The following is a 17,798-nucleotide window of genomic DNA, read 5'->3' on the forward strand; positions in this document are numbered from 1 at the left end:
TCACTTCGTTTTCGGCAGGGTGTCAGGGCGCGCATTCCACGCCGGAGTCGCTTCGCCTTGCAGGTGGCGGATGAAGAAGTCGTACTGACGGCGCAGGCCGTAATTGACATCGCCCGTATTGCGCAAGGCACCGTGGCCTTCGTTCGGCGCCACGATCAGGTCGAAATCCTTGCGCGATTTGATGAGGGCATTGACCACCTGAAGCGTGGAAGCCGGATCGACATTCATGTCCAGTTCGCCGACGACCAGCAGCAGGTCGCCCTTCAGCTTATGGGCGTTTTCGACCCCCGAAGCGCGGGCATAGCTGGCATCGACGGGCCAGCCCATCCACGCCTCATTCCAGTCGATCTTGTCCATGCGGTTATCGTAACAGCCGGCATAGGCGACCCCGGCCTTGTAGAAGTCAGGATATTCCTCAAGGGCGCTCAGCGTGTTCTGCCCGCCCGCCGAGCCGCCATAGATGCCGACCCGGCTGATGTCGTAATAAGGGTAACGGGCGGCCACCGCCCTGTGCCAGGCGATGCGATCGGGGAAACCCGCATCCTGAAGGTTTTTCCACGCCACATCATGAAAGGCCTTGGAACGGTTCAGCGTCCCCATGCCGTCGATCTGCACCACAATGAAGCCCATATTGGCCAGAGACTGCATGCCGATCACCTTGTCGCCGCTGGAGTGCGGGCCGAAGGGCCAGAAGGTCTTGGGCACAAAGGACGAATGCGGCCCCGCATAGATGTTTTCAATGACCGGGTATTTTGTGTTCGGATCGAAATTGGTCGGGCGCACGATGACGCCCCAGATATCGGTTTTGCCGTCACGACCTTTCGCCGTAAACACCTCCGGCGGTTTGAAGCCCGCCGCCGTCAGGCGCGAAATATCGCCATTTTCGACCGTGGTGACAAGGCTGCGGTCCGCCACCCGGCGCAGCTCCATCACATTGGGCAGGTCCACCCGCGAATAGGTGTCGGTATAGTACTGCATGTCCGACGAGACGCTGACATCGTGATAAGCCGGGGCCGTGGTCAGCGGTGTCAGATTTCTGCCGTCGAAATCCACGCGGTAATAGTGCTGGAAGTACGGGTCTTCGCCCTTACGCCTGCCGTTGGCGGCGAAATAGATCTGGCGCGCCTTGTCATCGACCTTCAGCACCTGACGCACCACATATTCACCCTTCGTGATCTGCGTCTTCACCTGGCCGGTCATGGCGTCGTACAGATAGAGGTGGTTCCAGCCGTCGCGCTCCGACATCCAGATCAGCTCGCGCCCCTCACCCCCCACATCGTAGCTGAAGCGTCGGCTGTAGCTGTTGATGAAGGTGTCCGAGCGGTCCTCGGCCACGACGCGCGTCCGGCCCGTCGCCGCATCGGCCTCGATCAAGCGATAGATCTGATGGCCGCGCTGATCATACTCAAAGCGCAGGCCGCGACTGTCCTTGCGCCAGCTCAGATGGCTCAGCGACAGGGGATTGGGGAAGAGATCGGTGGCAATCTCGATCTGACGGCGCGTCCTGACCTCGAACAGCACGGGCCGGTCGATGTCGATAGGGTCGCCGGGTTTCACATAGAGCTGGGTATCGACCTTGGGCTGCACCTGATCGGGGGGCGAGGAGATGACCCGCACCACTTCGCGGCGAAAGCCCGGCTGGACGCGATAGGCGATGATCTTTTGCGAATCCGGCGACCACTGGATCGATTCCGGATCGTAGAACTGCCCCTGCGACCCGTCGGTGGACAGGCGGATCGTCTCGCCCCCGGCGCCGGGACGGATGACGAGGTTGAAGCCTTCGACAAAGGCCAGCCACTGACCGTCCGGTGAGGGTTTGGGCGTATTGTCAGCCGGTGATCTGAGGTCGCGCACCACGCCGGAAAAGCCGCGATCCTGCCGCCGGTCCACGGTCTTTTCACATAGATAGGCCACGAGATCGCAAGACCACATCGCCTCATCCCAGCGGATAGCGACCTTTTGGCCGCCATCGCTGAACTGCGTCATCGAAAAGGGCGGCGTGAACGGCAGGGTCAGGCCGCTGAACGCCGTGCCCGCCGCCGCATTGAAGGCCGCGGCCAGCCGGTCGTGGTCGAAGGCCACCTGCTTCTGCCCCGTCGCCGCGTCCATACGGATGAACTGAAACCCGCCTGCGACCGTCTTGCGGTAGATGAAGGTCTGCGTGCCATCCAGCCATTGCGCCGGTTCGGCTATATCGCGCGTCAGACCGGACCACGCTTCGCGCAGGCCGATGGCTTTTTCGTAGGCGGTCACGCTGGGGGCAGCCTTGGCGGCCAGTGTCTGCGCCACCGCCCCGGTGGGCATCAGGGCCGTGCTGTTCAGAAGGCTCAGGGCCACAAGGGCCGAAATCCGGACGCAACGCTTCATGACCCTCTGCCCCTTCGCATCACCACAAAAGGGCATTTTGTATATTATATACAAATAAGTCAACCTATCGTGTGGCCCCGGCGTTTTGCCGGAAGCCACCATAAGAAAAGCCGGTCCGGGGGGAGCCGGACCGGCGCAGGCGCGTCGCCAGGAAACCATCAGTTTCCGGCGAGTCGCTGCCCTTTCACATCGAAGGTCGCCTCCGGCAGCGTCACCTCGACCTTCGGGCCGAGAGCATCTGCCGCCGACCCAACCGCCACCGTGTAGGTACCGGCCCTGATCCGCCACAGGCGGCCCGCCGGATCGTAGGTGGCGAGGGTGCGCGGATCGACCGGCACGGTCACGGTGCGGCTCTGCCCCGGTTTCAGCGCCACCTTGTCCCAGCCCGCCAGACGCTTGGGCGCTTCCCAGCCCGCCGCCTGCGGGGCCGCCACATAGATTTGCGGCACATCGGCAGCGGCCCGCTTGCCGGTATTGGCGACCGTGAGGCTGACCGACAGGGTACCGTCGCGCAGATCGGCCTTCAGGCCCTTATAGGCGAATCGCGAATAGGTCAGGCCGTGGCCGAAGGCGAACAGGGGTTTGAGGTTTTGCCGGTCGAACCATTTATAACCCACAGCGGCCCCTTCGATCTCGTAATTGATCTGGGTCACGGGCTTGTCCGGCTGGCCCAGCCCGTCGAGCACCGGTCGCGGCAACTGATCCAGCGACACCGGGAAGGTGAGAGGCAGGCGGCCCGACGGCGACACCGCCCCGGTCAGGACGCGGGCAATGGCCGTCCCGCCCTGCGTTCCCGGATACCAGGCCTCCAGCACGGCGCGTGTCTTCGACAGCCACGGCATCAGCACCGGTCCGCCAGTTTGCAGCACGACGATGGTGTTGGGATTGGCCGCAGCCGCGGCCTCGATCAGGGCGTCGCCGTTCTGATCGAGTTTCAGTGCCGCGTCTATCGCCTCGGCGGTCCATTGGGTGCCGAAAACGATGACCACATCGGCGCTGCGGGCCAGTTCGGCAGCCGCCTTGAGGTCCTTGCCGTCGTCATAGACCACCTCGGCCCTGGTGAGACGCTTGAGCGCGGCCACCGGCGCATCCGGATAATAGGTCACCGGGCCGGGGAAGAATTTGGGCCCCAGGTTGAGATCGGCCACCGGATTGCCGCCGTGGCCATAGACCTGAGACGAACCGCCGCCCGACAGCACGCCACGATCCGCATAGCCACCCAGCACGACGATCTTTCTGGCACTGGCAGCCAGCGGCAGGACGCCCTCGTTTTTCAGCAGCACCATGCCCGCTTCGGCGTCGGCCTGCGACACCTTGCCGTGCGCGGCAAAGTCGATCTCGGCCTCCTTCACCTCGACGGCCTTGTCGAAGGCCCCGGTCGAGAACAGGGCCCACAGGACACGCCGCGCCATGTCATCGAGGCGCGCCTCCGGCACCTGACCGCTGTTGACCGCATCGGCCAGCGCGCCCGCGAAATAGGGGGCCTTGTCGAACGGATAGCCCGATTGCTGATCGAGGCCGGCATTGGCAGCGGGAATGGTCGAATGGGTCGCGCCCCAGTCCGACATGACGAAGCCGCTGAAGCCCCAGTCCTTTTTCAGCACCGTATTGAGCAGGTAATCGTTCTCGCAGGCATAGACGCCATTGACGCGGTTATAGGCGCACATCACGGCCCCCGGCTTGCCGACTTCCAGCGCGTACTGAAAGGCCAGCAGGTCGGATTCGCGCCCCGCCTTGTCCGAAATATTGGCCGAGGCCGAGTTGCGGTGCGTTTCCTGATCGTTGAAGGCAAAGTGTTTGAGCGTCGAAATGATCTGGTTCGACTGGATGCCGCGAATCTGCTCACCCACCATGACCCCGGCCAGCAGCGGGTCTTCGCCGCCATACTCGAAATTGCGGCCATTGCGCGGTTCGCGGGCCAGATTGACGCTGCCCGCCAGTAACACATTGAAGCCCGACAGGCGCGCTTCGCGGCCGATCATCGCCCCGCCGGCAAAGGCCATCTGACGGTCCCAGGTGGCGGCGGTGGCCAACCCCGACGGCAGGGCGGTACGCAGGCGCGGCGCCGGCCCGGCCTGAGAGGCGACACCGATACCGGCATCGGCCTGCCACTGGTTCGGGATGCCCAGACGCGGCACACCGAAGACGAAACCGGCCGATTGCGGACGGGCCTCCGCCGGCATCTTCCACCCCAGACCCGGAATATCGCCGCGCAGGTTCATCCATTCGGCATTGGTGCCGAAATGCCCCATCAGCAGGGCCAGTTTCTCGGTCTGCGTCATCTCCTTCAGCAGGAGCTCGGCGCGCGTATGGGCATCGAGCGCCGTGTTTGTCCACGGCGTTGCCTTGGGCGGCGGCGGGGGCGGCGGCGGGCCGAACTGCGCCAGAGCGGGAGCCGCGGACACAAGCATGGCGCCAAGGGCGACCGTGGCAATGAGAGAGCGCTTCACGAACGTCATCCTGAATTCCCTGTCGATAGGATTATGAGGTCTGGCGAGCCCCCGCTGCCGGGCGCGCGCCAGACGGTCTTTTTTTTGGGCTTATTTTTTGGCCGGAAGGGCCGCCAGATCACCGTCGATCTTCGCCAGAAGGGCGTCGGTCAGGCTGGGGATATAGGCCTGAAGCGCCAGCAGGGTCAGGCCCCGCGCCATACCGATCTGCGGGCTGTTCACCACGTCGGGAATATGTTTGCTCAGCACGGCCTTGGCCGCGGCATCGTCGAGCATATCCCCCAGCGGCGACACCTTGCTGCCGAAATGGCCATCGGCGGTACGCGTCGGCGGCGGCGGCGCGGGCGGCAGGGACGCCGCCGCGGCCGTGACCTCCATGCGCGCCTTCCACGGATCGACCTGACTGACCGGCACGCCTTCGGCGGTGAACAGCATCAGCTCGTCCTTCGCCGCGTCATAGGCCGGCCAGTGGGGCAGGCCCGGGCCGTTGGGATTGCCCGTCTTGGCGAAATTGGCCCAGTAGCTGTTGGTCTGATCGGCGATCTTCGCGTCAGCCGCCGTCAGCTTGTCACCGTACTTGGCCTTGACCGTGTTCATGACATAGGGGATTTCGGTGGCGTGCGGCGTGCCCGTCTTCCATTCCGCCTTCATCGATTCCGCCACGTAGCCGAAGCGGAACTCATAGGCCGGAAGGCCCTGCGCCGCCAGCGTGGCCGCCACGAAGCGCGACGGCTCGACCATGGTTTTGTCCATGGCGATTTCGGTATTGACCTGCTGCAAGGACTTGCTGCCGTCCGGATCGTAGGCGGCGCGCGCCTTGTCGGCCAGCGGACCGAAGGCGGCAAACGCTGCGTCCTTGCTGGGCGCAAAGCCAAAGCCGATATCGGCGGTGACCGCCCCGATCATGAAGGGCACCTTGGCCTGACGCCCGGCCTCATAGACGGCCTGCGGCGAGTCGCTGACGATAACGCCATCGACCATCGGGCCGCCATAGGTCTGCGTGGCCTGACTCATGGTCATCATGCCCAGGCCGTCATTGACATCTTCCGCCGTCAGGCTGCGCAGCGCCGCCAGCGCCTCCGGCCCTGTGCCCTGAATGCCCTTGCGCCGCGCGAAATTGACGCCGAGCGTTTCCGCCGACGGCAGGCCGGGCTTGTCTTCGGACAGGGTGCGGTTGCCCATCAAATTGCCGCGCCCGCCGCCCGACTGCACGATGGCGCGGGCGAACAGGCCCTGCGACTGGGTCGAGGTCATCAGGGTGTGCACCGAACCGCCCCCGGCGGACTCACCGAAGATGGTGACATTGTCCGGGTCCCCGCCAAAGGCCGCGATATTGGCCTTGACCCATTTCAGCGCGGCGATCTGGTCCATATAGCCGTAATTGCCGAGCAGGCCGTTATCCTTATTGTCCTTGGTCAGTTGCGGGAAGCCGAAGAAGCCGAAGCGCCCCAGACGGTAGTTGGCGCTGACCATGATGACGCCCTTGCGGGCGAAGGACGAGCCGTCATAGACCGAAGGCGACGAACCGCCATTGACGAAACCGCCGCCATAGATCCAGAAGATGACAGGCAGTTTGGCGCTCTTGGTGGCCCCGGCCGGACGCCACACATTGACGTACAGACAGTCTTCGGCCGGTTTCGCCCCCAAGGGGGCGGCATCCCCGCCGAACGGCGTCTGCATACAGTCATTGCCGAAGGTGTCGGCCAGCTTGACCCCCGACCATTTGGGGGCGGGCTGCGGCGCACGCCAGCGCAGTTCGCCCAGCGGCGGGGCGGCAAAGCGGATGCCCTTAAACGATTCCACCCCGTCGGCGGTGACCCCTTTCACCGCACCATACACCGTTTCGACCGGCGCCTGTGCGGCCGCCAGAACCGGCAGGGCGGACATTGTCACCGCGCTACCGGCAACCATCGCCAGCGCCATACGGCTGGCGGACATAAGCGACACTTTAGCCATGTTGTTTCCTCGCCTGTGACCCCTGTGGGGTCTTGTTTTTATAGGGTCATCACTGTGGACGCCGTGGCGGCCCGAGCCCAGGTCATCTTCCCGCCCGACAGAGGTGACCGCCCCGAAGGCCCTGCCCCTGCGGCTGAAGCCATCCCCGCTCAACCGTTTCCACGTCCCCACAGCCTGACGAATTAGGATAACGTTGTCAATACGCAGACCATCGACCCTTCGCCCGAACTGAGAGACCATTGAAAGGACGGAGACTTTTGCCCCACAAGGGCGCCGCGCCAAAGACTGACCCGTGCCGCCGACCGTCACCGCCGCCCCGGAAAGACCAAAGAATTCTTAAAAATAAAGTGTTTTAATAAGGTGCTCAGCGATTTTAAGCGCGGGACGCGCACCGGTGACCCGCCCCCTTCGGGCAAGGCTTTTATACGTAAATTACACCTCTCCCCCGTGAAAGCCAGACCCTCGCATCGGTGCCTCGCCTGGGGTCAGGGGAGGCAAAAACCCTTGACGAAGCGCAAAAACCGCGACTATTTGAGACAACGTTGTCCCAAAATATGGCCGTAAACGCCGCTTTTCTGCCCGGCAACGTCCCGGAGCTCGCGCCAGACCGATCGGTGTCCCGCGTGGCTTTCGGCCCACATAAAAGCAATGGCCTGACGTGCGACCCTCTCGCCGGACGGGCTTACACAACAGGGATCTATCATGACACAGACGACCGCTTTACGCGCCAGAACCCTGCGGGCCGCTTCGGCCACCGCCCTGCTTCTGGCCCTCTGCGTGGGGGCGACCCACGCTCAAAACACGCCTCAGGCCCCTGGGCCAAAGCCGTGGCAGGACCGCACCCTCAGCCCCGATCAGCGCGCCAACCTGCTGGACAAGGAACTGACTCTGGATGAGCGCCTCGGCCTGCTGCACGGCCCGATGGCCATCCCCTTCTTCCCCGGCATGAAGCTACCCGAAGGGGCCATCGGCTCGGCGGGCTATATCGCCGGTGTGCCGCGCCTCGGCATTCCGGCGCAGCAGGAAAGCGACGCGTCTCTGGGCGTCACCAATCCCGGCAATGTGCGCCCCGGCGACACGGCCACCGCCCTGCCCTCCAGCCTGCTGCTGGCGGCCACCTTCAATACCGACCTGGCCTATAAGGGCGGCGTCGTGGTGGGTCAGGAAGCGCGCTCGCGCGGCATCAATGTGCAACTGGCCGGCGGGGTCAATCTGGCGCGGGATCCGCGCGGCGGGCGCAATTTCGAATATGCGGGCGAAGACCCGCTGTTGGCCGGGCACATCGCCGGGGCGGCCATCAAGGGCATCCAGAGCCAGAACCTGATCGCCACCATGAAACATTTTGCCGTCAATGATCAGGAGACGGGCCGCAACTTCGCCAACAGCGTCATTTCCGAAGCCGCTATGCGCGAATCCGACCTTCTGGCCTTTCAGATCGCGCATGAGGTGGGTCAGCCGGGCTCGGTCATGTGCGCCTATAATCTGGTCAACGGGGCCTATGCCTGCGGCAACGACTTCCTGCTCAACAAGGTTCTGAAGACCGACTGGGGCTTCAAGGGCTATGTCATGTCGGACTGGGGGGCGGTCAAGGCGACGGATTTCGCGCTCAAAGGTCTCGATCAGCAGTCGGGCGAACAGCTCGACAAGCAGGTGTGGTTCGGTGATCCGCTGAAGGCCGCCGTGCAGACCGGGGCCGTGCCCGCCAGCCGCGTCTCCGACATGAGCCGCCGCATCCTGCGCTCGATGTTCGCCGCCGGTCTGTTCGACGCGCCGCCCGCAGTCAACGTCGATCGCGCCGCCAATGCCGAGGTGTCGCGTCAGACGGCCGCCGAAGGCATCGTCCTGCTCAAAAACGAGGGCAACCTCCTGCCTCTGGCCGCCAGCGCCAAAACCATTCTGGTGGTCGGCGGCCACGCCGATGCGGGCGTCCTGTCCGGCGGCGGCTCGTCTCAGGTCACCGCCGACGCGGCACAGATCGCCCTGCCCGTCGGTGGCGAAGGCATGATGGCGGCCTTTAACCGCATGAACTTCCACCCCTCTTCGCCGCTGAAAGCGCTCAAGGAGCGTCTGCCGCAGACGACCGTCCGCTTCGACACGGGCCGCTATGCCGCCGAAGCGGCGCGCAAGGCCAAAGAGGCCGATCTTGTGATCGTCTTCGCTAATCAGTGGATGGCCGAAGGCGACGACGCCCCGGACCTCAGCCTGCCGAACGGTCAGGACGCCCTGATCGCGGCTCTGGCCGAAGCCAATCCGAAGACGGTCGTGGTGCTGCAAACCGGCGGGGCCGTGGCCATGCCGTGGCTGAAGCAGACCCCGGCGGTGGTCGAAGCGTGGTATTCGGGCGACCGCGGCGGCGAAGCCATTGCCGATGTGCTGACCGGTAAGGTCAATCCGTCGGGCCACCTGCCCGTGACCTTCCCCACGGCCATCACCCAGTATCCGCGCGCCGAGCTGCCGGGTCTGGGCCTGCCGGACGGTCAGGTCTTCGACGTGCGCTATGACGAAGGGTCCGATGTCGGCTATCGCCGCTTTGCCGCACTGGGGCAAAAGGCGCTGTTCCCCTTCGGCCATGGCCTGTCCTACACCACATTCGCCTACAGCGATGTCAAGGTGACGGGCGGCGACACCCTGAGCGTCAGTTTCAAGGTCACCAATACGGGCAGCGTGCGCGGCAAGGACGCGCCGCAGGTCTATCTCAACCGTAGGCCGGACGGCCCGGCCAAGCGTCTGATCGCCTTCTCCAAGGTCGATCTAGCCCCCGGTCAGAGCACCACCGTCACCCTCTCCGCCGATATGCGCCTGCTGTCGCGTTTTGATGCGAAGGCGCAGAAGTGGGTACAGCCCGCCGGTCGCTATGAGATCACCGTGGCCCAGGACGCCGAGGATACCGGCCTGACCGCCAGCGCGCAGATGAAGGCCGCCACCCGCAAACCTTAAAAGAGCAGAACCCGCAGCGGATGTCGGGCCAGGGTCTGACATCCGCTCCGGGCATAAAAGGCGTTTACTTCGTCTGAGAACAGAGGAAAAATATATCTCCTCCACCCTGCGCGGCCTCATGAGAAAACTGACCATTATTGATATTGCGCGGGAGGCGCAGGTCTCCATCAAAACGGTCTCGCGCGTGCTCAATCATGAAACCGGCGTCGGGGCCGCCACGCGCGCCCGCGTGCAGGCGATTGTCGATGCGCACAATTTCAAGCCCAATGCCGCCGCGCGGTCTCTGCCCGGCTCGCGCAGCTATCTGGTCGGGCTGCTCGTCTTCAGTGACGAAATCCACTACTACTACAGCGCCTTGCAAACGGGGGTGCTGCGCGCCGCGCGCCGTCACGGCTATCACATGATCATGGAGTCGTGCCGGGATATGGAGACGGAGGACCGGCAGAGCGTGCTGCGCCGGCTCGGCTCGTCGCGCTTCGATGCCCTCGTCGTGCCGCCCCCCATGTGCGACAGCCCCTTCATTCTCGATATTATCGAGGAACTGGGCATCCCCTATGTGCGCATCGCCCCGCGCGTCGCGCTGGAACGCTCCTCCTTCATCTACATGAACGACACGGAGGCCGCCGAACAGGTCATGGCCCACCTGTGGGAACTGGGCCACCGGCAGATCATGTATGTCGGCTTTCAGGAAACGGGGGCCAGTATCGACCGCTATGACGGTTATACGCGCTTCTTCCGAGAAAAGGGCTGTGTGCCGCCCTATCCGCTGATCACGGTCAGCAATGCCACGGCCAAAGGCGCCATCGAAACCGGCGAAACCCTGCTCAGGCAGGCCGACCGCCCGACGGCCATCTTTGCGGGCAGCGATCTGGTCGCCTTCGGTCTGATGACCGCCGCCGCGAAATTCGGCCTGTCCATTCCGGCCGACCTGTCGATAGTGGGCTTCGACGACAGCCCAGGTGCCGAAAGCGTCTGGCCGCCCCTGACGACCATCCGTCAGCCGATAACCGATATGGGCGAACGCGCGGTCGATATTCTGGTCAAGGGGCTGGGCGGTGATCTGGCCGTGCGGACCAAGGAAGCGCACCGGCTGGAGTTCAGCCTGATCGTGCGCGGCACCACCGCCCCACCCGCTCACTGACCCAGCGGGCGCAGCGTAAAGCCATAACTCAGCGGCGCATTGGGGATGCGGTATTTGACGTGCGGACGCCCGACCGTATTCCACCCCGTATCGCCGCCCACACCCGTCTGAAGCGCGTCGATCATCAGCGTACCGTCGCCATGCGGCGCGATGTCCGACGAGTGGCGCTGCCCCACCGGCTGCTGATAGAGGTCCTCAACCGGGAAGGCCAGGGCATTGGCCGACAGGGGCTGATGCCCGGTGACGCGCACCCCCTGCCCCGTCGCCGTGGTCAGGGCCATCCAGCGCACATCCGTCTTGTTTCCCGACTCCTGCGGGCGGATGTAATTGTGGTACTGATCGGCCACCTTGCCCTGATAGAGGCCGATGGCCGCCCCGGTCTTGCGATCAGCATAGGATTCCTGCGGCCCGCGCCCGTACCACTGCAGATCGGTCAGAGCGGGGTTGGTCGCAAACTTCAGGCCGACGCGCAGCGGATCGGGCAGGTCGTCACGCAGCGGCACATAGTCGGCCTTCACATCCAGCGTGCCGTCGCCATAGAGGTGCCAGGTGGTCGTAAAGCGCACCGATCCCGCCCCGACGCGCCAGCCGACCTTGACGTCGCCCGCATCCGACACCTCCAGCGTTTCCAGCGTGCGCTTTTCGCTAAGGGTCTTCCAGATGGCGTGACTGGTCACCACGCCCGTGCCAATATCATTATCGGTCGGCCCGCGCCAGAAATAGGGCGTACCGCCGCTCAGCAGCACCTGCCCGTTGACGGCATAGGCGCTCAGCAGGCCGGTCTTGGCATCGAGCGTCAGGCGCGACGGCCCGGCGCTCAGTTCGACGGTTGCCGCCGTCCGGGTGACTTTCACCGGCCCGCTGGCGGTCAGGGCCGCCGGGCGCGCTGTCTGAAGGACAAACTGCGTCCAGCCCATCGAACTGCCTTTCGGCACGCCCGGCATACGGTCATCGGCGGCCACGGCCGAAACGGTCAGCACATATTCGGCTGCCGGGTCATAGCTTATGGTACCGAGATCGAGCGGCACCGTCGCGCGGCCTGCCGCCGGGGCATTGACGCCCGTCAAGGTGCGGGTCTTCACCGTCACCCCGTCCTTTTCGAGTTTCCAGCCAAAGGCATAGCCGGACAGGTCAATCAGGTCGTTGCGGTTGACGACAGTTAGCGTCCCCGTTTTGGGATCGCCTTCGAACACCACCGGCGAATAGACCTTCTGAAGCTCGTAATATTCCGGGTCCGGCGTGCGGTCGGCCTGCACCACGCCGTCGCCGATGGTCGAGTCGTCTTCCCACTCGCCCTTGGGGAAGTCGAAGCCCTGCGCCCAGTAGTCGCGACCCTTGTCGTCCTTGCGGATAACCGCCTGATCGACCCAGTCCCAGATAAAGCCGCCTTGCAGCTTCTTATAGGCGCGGATCGTCTCCCAGTAGTCTTCCAGATTGCCCAGACTGTTGCCCATGGCGTGGGCGTATTCGCACTGGATCATCGGCTGGCTGTAGCGGTTGTCCTGCGCATAGTCGGCCATCTTGACGGGGCTGTCGTACATGGGGGCGTAGATATCGACATAGGCATTGGGGCGGTGCTCCTCGCCGATCGTGCCATAGCCCAGAAAGTTGAGCAGGCGAGTCTTGTCGTGCGCCCGCACCCATGCGGCCGCACGCTCAAAGGCCGGGCCAATGCCCGCCTCATTGCCCAGCGACCAGAAGACGACCGAGGTGACATTCTTGTCGCGTTCGACCATGCGCGACACGCGGTCGAGGTGCGCCGCGTACCAGTGCGGCTTATAGCCCAGTTGCGCCTTGTAGCGCTGATTGATGTCGGCGATCATGGCCATATAGGTATGGCTCTCGATATTGGCCTCATCCATCACATAGAGGCCGTATTCGTCGGCCAGATCATAGACGTGCGGATCGTTGGGATAGTGCGACATGCGCAGCGCATTGACGTGCGCCTGCTTCATCAGCTCCATGTCCCTGCGCGTCGTTTCCGGCGACACGACGCGGAAGGTATGGGGGTCGTGCTCGTGGCGGTTGACGCCCTTGATCATGACGCGCTTGCCATTGACCTGCACCTCGCCATCGCGGATTTCAATGGTGCGGAAGCCGATCTTTTTCGAGGTGGCCGAGACCAGAGCGCCTTTGGCGTCACGGTATTCGATGACCATGCGGTAGAGGTTCGGCGTCTCCGCCGACCATTGTCTGACGTTTTTGATCGTGCCCGACAGGTGCGCCGGCTTGTCCGTAGTGGCGCGCCCTCTGGCCGTCAGCACCACAGCCTTACCGTCATAAAGGGTGGCGGTGATGGTCCCCGCCCCCTTGACCCCTTTCAGTTCGGCCTCCAGCGCGAAGACGCCGTCCGTATAGGTCTTGTCGAGCAGAGCCGTGACCGTATAGTCGCCCAGCCGCGTTTTGGGCTCGGCATAGAGATAGACCGAGCGCTCGATGCCCGACAGCCGCCAGAAGTCCTGATCCTCCAGATAGGAGCCATCGGCGTAGCGATACAGTTCGATGCTGATGGTGTTCTTACCCGCCCGGACATAGGGCGTCAGGTCGAATTCCGACGGCAGTTTGGAGTCTTCGGAATAGCCGACCTTCTGCCCATTGACCCAGATATAATAGGCCGCCCCCGCCGCACCGATATGCAGGAAGACGTCCTTGCCGCGCCAGTCGGGCAGGTCGAAGTCGCGGCGATAGGACCCGACCTCGTTCACCTCGTGGCGCACATAGGGCTGATTGGCCCCGAACGGATAGCCGGCCCCGCTGAACAGTGGCACGCCATAGCCTTGCGCCTGAAGGATGCCGGGCACCTGCACCGTGCCCCAGCCGGAGACATCGAAGTCGGGCTTATAGAAGTCCACCGGGCGGCTTTCCGGCGTTTTGGACAGGGTAAATTTCCAGGTGCCGTCGAGCGTCAGATAGTTGGCCGAAGCCGCCATCTGCCCGGCCACAGCCTTTTCCACGCTCTCATAGTTGAAGAAGGTCGCCTTCATCGGCAGGCGATTGACCGCCATGACTTCGGGCTGCTCCCACTCGGCGCGACCGGTGACATCGGGCGGCGGAGCCTCGGCTATGGCCTTCAGCTCTGCCGCCGTCTGAGCCTGCCCCGGCGTTACCGCCACAAGCGCCAGACACGACACCGATACCGCGTACAGGACGCCCCGCGCCCCCACCTTGCTGACCATGATCTGCCCTTATTCGTCGTTTTCGGGCAGATTATTATACGGTATACAATATGGCAATGGTAGAATCTAGAGCTCAATCCCATAAAGTGGATAGCACTTTTCGGAAAATTTGCGCGACCCAACAAAAACTTAGAGCCATTTGGCGGCTCAACTGAGCCGACGAATGCTCTAAGTCTTCGGTTCTGCCTCCCGAAGACGGATCAAAAATGCCTGTCTCTGACGCTCCATATTGGCCTTGACCTCTTCATGCGTTACCCACACTGCGTCAGGGGCGTTGGCCTCTTTGAGAGCCGCCTCGACCTCAGCGCGGAATTCTGACTCATATGCGGACATGTTGAGCTTCTCCTCACAACCGGTCGATGGCCGGTTGTGGCTCCGTAAACCATTTCGCCCCTGATTCCGTGACATACATATGGTCTTCCAGACGGATGCCGAAGCGCTCCGGCACCACGATCATCGGCTCGTTGGAAAAGCACATGCCGGGCGCCAAGGGCGTCTGGTCGCCGCGCACCAGATAGGCCGGTTCGTGGATGCTCAGGCCAATCCCGTGGCCCGTGCGGTGCGGCGTGCCCGGCAACTGATAATCCGGCCCCAGCCCGTGCTTTTCCAGAATGGCGCGCGCCGCGTAATCGACGCTCTCGCACGGCTTGCCCACCTCGACAGCGGCAAAGGCGGCGGCCTGCGCCTCCTTTTCGATGTCCCAGATGCGCTGCTGTTCCGCCGTCGCCTGCCCATAGACATAGGTGCGGGTGATGTCGGACGTATAGCCCTGCACGTAGCAGCCCGTGTCGATCAGGACGAGGTCGTTTTCGCGCAAGGTCTGCACCCCCGGCAGGCCGTGCGGATAGGCGGTGGCGTGACCGAACTGCACGATGACGAAGCTGTTGCCCGCCGCCCCCATCTTACGGTGTGCGGCTTCGATAAAGTTGATCACCTCGGTCGTGGTGATGCCCTCTTTCAGGATGCGCTCCGTAGCCCGGTGCACGGTTTCGGTCATCGACTTGGCCTGCTGCATCAGGGCCAGTTCCGCCGCCGATTTATACATGCGGCAGCCATTGATCACCGCCGAGGCCTCGCGCACCTCAAGGCCGGTTTCGCGCATCAGGCGGCTGACCATTTCGAAGCTGATCGCCGGATCGACGGCCAGCACACCGCCGCCCAGGTCCTGCATGGCCGATCGGATCAGGGCGTGCGGGCTCTCGTCCTCCTGCCACAGGCGCAGTTCCGCCGGAATCTTCAGATCGGCCTCCAGCGACCCGCGCTCGAAATAGGGGCAGATGATCAGCGGCTCGCCATCGACGGGCAGCAGCATGGCGACCAGACGCTCCGACGCCCCCCACGGCACCCCGGCGAAATAGCGCAAAGACGCCCCCGCCCCGATCAGCAGCGCCTTCGCGCCCATATCGCGCGTCAGCCGCCGCGCCTTGTCCAGACGCGCCTGGTATTCGTAATCGTCAATCGCCGCCGCCGCGACCGGCGGGCTTAGCGTCGCCAGTTCGGCCTCGATGGTGGAACCGCCAATGCTCATATCCGTATCCTTTACGCAAAACGCTTGATATCAAAGGCCTGCGGGCCCGTGCCGCTTTCGACCATGGCGGCGACGATCTCGCCGGTGAGAGGCCCGAGCGTCAGGCCCAGATGCTGATGCCCGAAGGCATAGTAGAGATTCTGCGCCTTGTCGCTGCGGCCGATCGCGGGCAGATAGTCCGGCAGGGTGGGGCGTATGCCCATCCATTCCGCCACCTCGCTATCCATCGGCAGGCCCAGTTCGCTGACGTGTTGCCGCAGCCTCTGCCACTTGCGCGCGTCCGGCGGGGCATCGGGCCGGTTCAGTTCGACAAAGCTGGCGGCGCGCAAACCGCTCTCAAAGCCCGTCACGATCATCGAACGGTCCTCGAACACCACGGGCGGCATCCCGGCGGGCCAGCCGTGCCGGGCACTCTGGATGTGATAGCCGCGCTCAGCGATCAGCGGCACCGCGTGCCCGATCCCTTCCATCAAAGGCTTTGAGCGCGCCCCGGCACAGATGATCACCGATTCCGCCGCCCGCATCAGGCCGTCATCGCTTTCGACCTGCGCATGGCCGTCGCGCAGGCTCAGCCCCACCGCCTTTTGCCGCACGACCTGCCCGCCTGCCGTAAGAAACGCCGCCTCCATCTGGGCCAGCAGGCGCGCATTATCGGCGACCTGACCCGTATTCTCAAAACGGATGCCGCCGTGCAGGGGGCGCGGCGTCAGGGCCGACACCGCCGCCCTTTCGTCCGGGGTGAGGACGTGGAAACGCGCCGAACCGGTATCCGTCTCGCGCCAGGCGGCCAGACCGGCCTTTGCCGACGCCTCGCTCTCCCAGACCACATAGTGGCCGTCTTCGCAGATCAGGTCGGGCGCACCCAGCGACTGCACCAGCCGCCGCCACGCCGGCATGGCCTCGCCCATCAGCGCCGACAAGGCGGCCTTGCCGTGGGCAAAGCGGGCCGGGGCGGCTGCGGCCATCAGCCGCAGACCAAAGGGTAACCACGCCGCAACACCAGCGGCGGGAAAAGACAAGGCCCCGCCGCGTGCGAACCAGCGCCGCCATGCGCTGCGAATCAAACCCCACGACGCCAGCGGCTCCACCTGTTCGATAGCAATATGGCCCGCATTGCCGTATGATGCCCCCTTCCGGGGGGATTCCGGATCAAGCACTGTCACGTCACCGCGGCGTTTCTGGAGTTCCAGGGCGACGGACAAACCGACGATTCCGCCCCCGACAATGATGACCCTAGACAAATGCACGTTCCTTCTTGCGCCGCATCATCGCATATTGTATACGGTATATATTCTTACGCAAGCAGTTGGAGTAAACAATGAATGTCGATTGGCGCGGCGTGTTTCCGGCGGTCACCACACAATTCAAAGAAGACCTATCCATTGACGTGCCGGAAAGCCAGCGCGTAATTGACGACCTGATCAAGGACGGCGTGACCGGCATTATCGCGCTCGGCACCTGCGGCGAGAACAATTCGCTGGAACCCGACGAAAAGCGTATGCTGCTGTCGGCCATCGTCGAAGTCGTCAACGGTCGCGTCCCGGTCGTCGTCGGCACCTCCGAACTGACCACGCCGCGCGCCGTCGCCTTTGCCCGCGACGCCGAAACAATCGGTGCCAATGGCCTGATGCTGCTGCCGGCCATGGTCTATGTGCCGAAGACGAATGAGCTGGTTGAGCACTTCACGCAGGTGGCCAATGCCACCGCCCTGCCGATCATGCTCTACAACAACCCGACCGCCTACCGCGTCAATATCGGCAATGATGCGCTCGAAGCGCTGCGCCCGGTGAAGAACATCGTGGCGATCAAGGAATCCGCCGCCGATACGCGCCGCTTCACCGACGTCTATAACGCCTTTGGCAGCCGCTATTCGATCTTCGCCGGCCTCGACGACGTGGCCTATGAAGGCCTGCTGCTGGGCGCGCAGGGCTGGGTGTCGGGCCTGACCTCGGCCTTCCCGCACGAATCCGTCATGCTGGTCAAGGCGCTGGAAGCGGGCGACACCAAGACCGCGCTCGAAATCTATCGCTGGTTCCTGCCGCTGCTGCACCTCGATGCCGAGCACGATCTGGTGCAGTCGATCAAGCTGGCCGAGCAGGTCATGGGTCGCGGCTCCGAGCGCGTGCGGATGCCGCGTATGCCGCTGATCGGTGAGCGCCGCGCCCAGATCATCAAAATGGTCGAAGAGGCCGCTGCCTCGCGCCCGTCGCTGAGCATCAACAAGGCGGCGTAAGCACCTCCAG

Annotated in this window: 10 protein-coding genes; 3 read left to right on the top strand and 7 right to left on the bottom strand. The window is 63.9% G+C overall.

Translation table 11 applies throughout. The features are described 5' to 3' along the window. The 3 genes from PQU94_RS15645 to PQU94_RS15655 form a co-directional block, all read right to left on the bottom strand. Positions 1 to 2,367 carry a S9 family peptidase gene (locus PQU94_RS15645; RefSeq protein WP_272742370.1) on the bottom strand — a complete coding sequence of 789 codons (2,367 nt, stop codon included), beginning with the start codon at positions 2,365 to 2,367 and terminating at the stop codon, positions 1 to 3. Positions 2,368 to 2,525: 158 nt separating this feature from the next. Beyond that, on the bottom strand, positions 2,526 to 4,826 hold the full coding sequence (locus PQU94_RS15650) for a glycoside hydrolase family 3 C-terminal domain-containing protein (RefSeq protein WP_272742371.1): 2,301 nt from the start codon (positions 4,824 to 4,826) through the stop codon (positions 2,526 to 2,528). 81 nt (positions 4,827 to 4,907) lie between these two features. Next, positions 4,908 to 6,755: a carboxylesterase/lipase family protein gene (locus tag PQU94_RS15655; protein WP_272742372.1), complete on the bottom strand. Its 1,848-nt coding sequence runs from the start codon at positions 6,753 to 6,755 to the stop codon at positions 4,908 to 4,910. A gap of 720 nt (positions 6,756 to 7,475) precedes the next feature. Here PQU94_RS15655 and PQU94_RS15660 point away from each other — a divergent pair. Together PQU94_RS15660 and PQU94_RS15665 are read left to right on the top strand one after the other, a co-directional pair. Continuing rightward, complete coding sequence (locus PQU94_RS15660) at positions 7,476 to 9,710, top strand: glycoside hydrolase family 3 C-terminal domain-containing protein (RefSeq protein ID WP_272742373.1); 2,235 nt, start codon at positions 7,476 to 7,478, stop codon at positions 9,708 to 9,710. A 118-nt stretch (positions 9,711 to 9,828) separates the two neighbouring features. Further along, on the top strand, positions 9,829 to 10,851 hold the full coding sequence (locus tag PQU94_RS15665) for a LacI family DNA-binding transcriptional regulator (protein WP_272742374.1): 1,023 nt from the start codon (positions 9,829 to 9,831) through the stop codon (positions 10,849 to 10,851). Here PQU94_RS15665 and PQU94_RS15670 read toward each other — a convergent pair. From PQU94_RS15670 to PQU94_RS15685, 4 genes are all read right to left on the bottom strand, one after another. Further along, positions 10,845 to 14,027, bottom strand: coding sequence for a glycoside hydrolase family 2 TIM barrel-domain containing protein (locus PQU94_RS15670; protein ID WP_272742375.1), 3,183 nt, complete (start codon positions 14,025 to 14,027; stop codon positions 10,845 to 10,847). The genes PQU94_RS15665 and PQU94_RS15670 overlap by 7 nt on opposite strands. 168 nt (positions 14,028 to 14,195) lie before the next feature. Further along, positions 14,196 to 14,360 carry a hypothetical protein gene (locus PQU94_RS15675; protein WP_272742376.1) on the bottom strand — a complete coding sequence of 55 codons (165 nt, stop codon included), beginning with the start codon at positions 14,358 to 14,360 and terminating at the stop codon, positions 14,196 to 14,198. Positions 14,361 to 14,373: 13 nt separating this feature from the next. After that, a complete protein-coding gene (locus PQU94_RS15680; protein ID WP_272742377.1) occupies positions 14,374 to 15,555 on the bottom strand; it encodes a M24 family metallopeptidase in 1,182 nt (393 codons plus the stop codon). Between the two features lie 11 nt (positions 15,556 to 15,566). After that, on the bottom strand, positions 15,567 to 16,796 hold the full coding sequence (locus PQU94_RS15685; RefSeq protein WP_272742378.1) for an NAD(P)/FAD-dependent oxidoreductase: 1,230 nt from the start codon (positions 16,794 to 16,796) through the stop codon (positions 15,567 to 15,569). Positions 16,797 to 16,873: 77 nt separating this feature from the next. Here PQU94_RS15685 and PQU94_RS15690 point away from each other — a divergent pair, with 77 nt between their 5' ends. Next, the gene (locus tag PQU94_RS15690) at positions 16,874 to 17,788 is read left to right on the top strand and encodes a dihydrodipicolinate synthase family protein (protein WP_272742379.1); all 915 of its coding nucleotides are present in this window, start codon (positions 16,874 to 16,876) and stop codon (positions 17,786 to 17,788) included. Positions 17,789 to 17,798: the final 10 nt, after the last annotated feature.

Source organism: Asticcacaulis currens (assembly GCF_028550395.1).
Lineage (GTDB): Bacteria > Pseudomonadota > Alphaproteobacteria > Caulobacterales > Caulobacteraceae > Asticcacaulis > Asticcacaulis currens.